This is a genomic window from Dokdonella sp., from assembly GCF_036518555.1.
In the GTDB taxonomy this organism is placed as follows: Bacteria; Pseudomonadota; Gammaproteobacteria; order Xanthomonadales; family Rhodanobacteraceae; genus Dokdonella_A.
Window position 1 is genome coordinate 1 of record NZ_DATDMY010000001.1, and the last position, 2,548, is coordinate 2,548.

At 70.3% G+C, this 2,548-nt stretch carries 2 protein-coding genes; both read right to left on the reverse strand.

Annotated features, from left to right (window positions below):
• Positions 1-246: hypothetical protein (locus tag VI238_RS00005; protein WP_331647189.1), on the reverse strand; the 246-nt coding region annotated here is incomplete at its 3' end.
• Positions 247-495: 249 nt separating this feature from the next.
• Positions 496-1,908 (reverse strand): hypothetical protein, encoded by a 1,413-nt coding sequence (locus tag VI238_RS00010; RefSeq protein WP_331647191.1) that lies wholly within the window; start codon positions 1,906-1,908, stop codon positions 496-498.
• Positions 1,909-2,548: the final 640 nt, after the last annotated feature.

Genomic DNA, 2,548 nt, shown 5'->3' on the forward strand with positions numbered 1-2,548 from the left:
GAGCCGTGCGACCGCGAAGTCCTCGCCCGTCGAGGGGCCGCCGTCGACGACGCCGCCGAGCACGATCTTGCCGTCGGGTGCGATCGCGAGGCCGTACGCGGTCGCCGTCGCGCCGAAGTCGACGAGCGTGTAGCCGCCGGTGCCGAACGTGGGATCGAGGTCGCCGTCGTGCGCTGCAGCGATGCCGCTCGCCAGGATGGTCGAGAAGGCGATGGCGGCCGTGAGAGTGCAACGAATGGGGGGCATGGGGATCTCCTTGTGCAAAGGGGAACGCAGGGACATGCGAATCTCAGACATGCGCGCGCGAATCATCAGCCCGCGGAGCCGGCACAGGGCCTGCCCGGCCGTCCCCAGGCGGCGAAGCGTACCGTGCGAACGGGCCGGATGCGCAGCCGCAGGCGCGTTCGCGCGGTCGAGATCAGTCGCGTCGGAGCCCGCCGCCGCAGGCGACACGGCGCGGACGCTTCGATCCGCCCGCGTCGCCCGCGCGCGCGATCAGGCCGCGTCGAAGCCGTCGGCGAAGATCGTGTCGTCGAACATGCGCGCGACGAACACGTCGACCGGATTGGCATTGCCGGGGACCACGAGGATGCCGCCCGTGTAGATCGCGTCGCCGTCCAGCGTGAGGCCGAGGATCGCCTGAGTCGACGGCGTGGTCAGGCCGAAATCGTAGCTGCGACGGCCGAGCGTGCCGAAGCTGCCGTCGAGCGCACCGTCCGGCAACAGCCGCACCAGCGTGGCGTGCAGGTCGGTGCTGGTATACGCGGCAGCGCCCGCCACGACGAGACGGCCGTCGTCGCGGATCTGCACATCGAGGCCGAAGTCGAGGCCGTTCGGCGTTTCGTCGAACGTGACGACCGTCCTGCCGCCGACGCCGAACAGCGCGTCGGGCGAGCCGTCCGGCAATAGCCTGGCGATGCCGATGTCCTGGTTCGCCGTCATCGACGGCGACACGTCCACGTTGCCGCTCAGCACGATCGCATCGTCGGCATCGATCGCGAGTCCGTACGCGACGTCCGCCTTGCTGAGTCCGAGGTCGAACGCGACCGTCGCGCGTCCGTCGGCGTCGAAATCGGGGTCGAGCGTGCCGTTCGCGCGGATGCGCGCGACCGCGAAATCGCCGCCGACCGTGTTGTCGCCGGCGTCGGCCGCGCCGGCGACGACGAGGCGACCGGCATGGTCGATCGCGACGCGCGTGGCGACGTCGTCCTTGCTCGAGCCGGGGAGGTCGAAGCCGAAACTGACCTTGCCCGTGAGGTTGAAACTGGCGTCGGGCGAGCCGTCGGAAAGCAGGCGCGCGAGGCCGATGTCGGCACCGTTGGCGGTCGTCGCGACCGAGCCCGCGAGCACGATGCGGCCATCGGCCTGGATCGCGACGTCCGCGCAGTTGTCGTCGCCGGTGCCGCCGGCGAGATCGAACGCGATGACCTTCTTGCCGGTGCCGGCACCGAACGTGGTGTCGAGCGTGCCGTCCGCGTTGAGGCGCGTGACCGCGAAGTTGTCGTGACCGGAGCCGCGGTCCGCGTTGGTGGTGCCGGCGACGACGATCTTGCCGTCCGACTGCAGCGCGAGGCCGGTCGCCCGATCCGTGCCGCCGGCGCCCGAGAAATCGATCGTCACCTTGCCGTCGAAGCTGAAGCTTGGATCGAGCTGGCCGTCGGCATCGAAGCGTGCGACGAAGAAGTCCGCGCTCGAGCCGATCAGCCGCGTGCCGCAGGTGAGGATCTTGCCGTCCGGCTGCAGCACGGGCTTGCACGCCGTCGCGCCGCCGTACGCATCGGTTAGGCCCGCGAGTGCGAGGCCGCCGGTGCCGAACGTCGGATCGAGGTCGCCGTCGGCGGCGAGGGCAGGCGTGGCGGCGGCCACGAGCGTGGCCGAGCACGCGTAACGAAGCAGTGCGGTCTTCATGGGGGTCCTTCCGGTTTCGCTGGGGATAAACGCAGCAACGCAAAAGGGTATCCGAGTGTGACAACCGGGGCGATACCGCCTGACGACGCACCCGATCCCGCCGCGCCTCGGTCGCCGCGTCGCATCAGCGGTGCCTCGCGCCTGTGGGAGAGGTCGCGCCGCAGGCGCGGGTGAGGGACGTCGGAGCGCGAGATCACCGCTCCCGCTTGCGGGAGACGTCGCGCCGAAGGCGCGGGTGAGGGACGTCGGAGCGCGAGATCACCTCTCCCGCTTGCGGGAGAGGTCGCGCCGAAGGCGCGGGCGAGGGGAACTCGGAGCGCAAGATCAAGCAGCACGCAGGCTGGGACGCAGCCGCGAGCGGCGAGTCCCACCGCCACCTCCGCCACCACGTCCCGCAACACCGCAATCCCTCGTCGCAGTCCGTGAGATTCCCGCTTGTTCCAATCCGGCCATGCCGCAAGGCATCCGGTCGGCAGGCATGGGGCCTCGCCGGTCGGTCAATCGGAAGACAGACAGGAGAGCACCACATGACGCAGAACCTCGTTTCGCTCAGCTTCGACGACGCCCAGCTCCAGGCCGTGGACGCGGCCCTCACGGAACTGGAAACCCGCCTCGCCGGATTGATCGCGCTGAGCCCGGC

Excerpts from the sequence above, each read along its gene's own strand:
- VI238_RS00010 (WP_331647191.1), bottom strand. The coding sequence starts at position 1,908 with ATGAAGACCGCACTGCTTCGTTACGCGTGCTCGGCCACGCTCGTGGCC.